Below are 2457 nucleotides of genomic sequence, written 5' to 3' on the forward strand. Positions count from 1 at the left end.
TTAAGAATAAACAGAGAACTAAAAGAAAAAGTTCATAAAATATTTGATGAATATAACATGTCAGTATCGGAAGGAATAAGATATCTTTATCAAAAGATAGAGAAAAACCCATTAATACTTTCCGGTAAAAGTCTGGAGGTAAAAAATGAAAAAAAATAAGAAAGAAATATTAATGTCAGTTTTAGCATTAAATATAGCAGGTGGGGCATATCTGAATGCGACTCCGTCAGTTTCAGGGGAAAGAATTTATGGAAGAATGATAAAAAACCTTGAAACAGGGAAGTCAAATAAAGATAACTACAAACTTCTGGAGTTAGTTTTAAAACAGAAGAATAAGGAACTAAAAGATTTGTACATACAGGGAGACTACATAATAAAACCTGAGTTTCTGGAATGGCAGATATTCTTTAGCGGTTTTAACGAGCGCATAAAAAGAGGAGACAATACACTGGAAAATGCAGAATATTACTCAATGCCGAAAACACAGTCAGGTAAAGATACAATAAGTTCTGATGTATATAATTCAATACTAAGCAGCGGAATAACTTCAGAAGAATTAGAGCGAATAATCAATGGAGATATAACGGCATACAATAAATTGTCTGATATCCAAAAAGAAGCAGTGGCTTCTTTGTATAGCTTTGGAGAAAGAGGTCAGTTTAAACCTTTGTATAACAATACAGAAATAAGAAAAGTAGATTTGGGAATTAGTTTAAGCATATCAGGTCCTCAAAAGAATATATCGGATATAAGCAGTCCCAATTTCAATGTTCCTGATGTAAGTATAGGAGATAATGAATACACAGCTCCCGGAACATTGGGAATATCAGAAATAGATATAGTGGGATTTGATCCAAGTATACCAAATATAACAACCCTTAATTTTAATCCGATTCCTGTATTAAGTTTAAACGGAACAGGAGGTGGGAATGGGGGAGCTACCGGCTTTTTTCCTTATGGAGATCCAAGTGGTACAAACGCAATAATATCTCAGATGGATATGCTTAGCGGAACGGTTACAGTAAAAACAGATACAAAACCAGGAGTTAACCCAGGAGATTGGGAATATGGCAGTCCTGGATTCTATAGCTATACACTTGATAATGTAGCAGGAATACCATCAGCCGGTCTAATATATGATAAAAGGCAGATATATGATAGTGGAGGAACCTGGATAGGGGAAGAGGATGCGACTCTTCCAACAGGGATATATAGTAATTCGATCTTAAATAATCCTGACGGATATTACAATCAGGTACAGGGAGTCTTTAAAGTAATAGATAACCCCATAACAAGATTCGGAGTAGCCGGAGGAAATGTAGAAGACTTTAAAGTAATACTTGAAGGAGATGTTGTTAATCCAAAATTTTTAGAACAGATACTCCATTATGATGAACACTACAGCGGGATAACAGATCCAGATACAGGAGAGTGGAAGCAATATACCCTGACAGAAATGGAAGGAAAAGGCTGGATAACATCAGCAGAGAAGACAGAACTCGGGAATAAGTTTCTTGATACAACACTTGGTCATACAGTAGATAACAGATGGTTTCAGTATGTGGAAAATAACAGTTCATGGTATCTTAAAGGATCAAGTGTAGTTGCTGTTAATATTCAGGCACATGGCGGTTGGAGTGAAGCCAACAGCATATTCATGAACAGGGGTTGGATAACAGGCTTGAATGAAGCAAGCACTACAAATAATACAATAGGTAAACATGTTGCATTTATGTTTACAGAAGGACAATCAAATAGAAAACAGGAAGGTTTTGATAATACAGGAAAAATTGAATTCAGGGCTCCTGAAAGTGTTATCTTCCTTTTTACAAGTGGTGCTTCTTCATATCAGTATTATGAAAATTCAGATTCTAATGGAAATGAATACATTGATACTAATCCTGGAAAACATATCCTTATGAATAACGGAGAAATGAAACTTTACGGGAACAGCAGTATCGGTATCTATTCACATAACGGTCCCATAGAAAGTGTTAGTGAATCATACAACAGATATTCTGACGGAAGCTGGAATAAGAGTTCAAATGTGTATAACAGTTTAGGAAGATCCGAAATAAGACTGTATACACCGATAACAGTCCTTGGCGACCAGAGTATAGGTATTGATATAGAAAAAGAACTTAACTTTGCCAACTCTAAAATAAAAGCAGATGTAGGAACCGAAGATCCAAGACAGTCAGTTTTAGATGCTCTAGGAGTTAATGGTTTAGAAAACAGTGGTAATATGTCAGGAGGGGATAACAGATATACAGATAACTCATCAGGCATATATATTAATATGACCGGTAATGTTGTTAATTTATATAAAAATATATATGATGAGATTGATCCTTCAAATAATGTGAATTTTGGTGGATATGTATTAAAAAACTCACAGTTTACGCTATCAGATTACCTGTTAAATATAGGAGAATACTCAAGGAACGGAGCAGCAGT

1 pseudogene is annotated in these 2457 nt (G+C 35.1%); it reads left to right on the forward strand.

From position 1 onward, the window contains the following. Positions 1-145: 145 nt before the first annotated feature. A pseudogene (locus tag NK213_RS19725) lies at positions 146-2457 on the forward strand (autotransporter domain-containing protein); the annotation flags it as partial.

Source organism: Sebaldella sp. S0638 (genome assembly GCF_024158605.1).
In the GTDB taxonomy this organism is placed as follows: Bacteria; Fusobacteriota; Fusobacteriia; order Fusobacteriales; family Leptotrichiaceae; genus Sebaldella.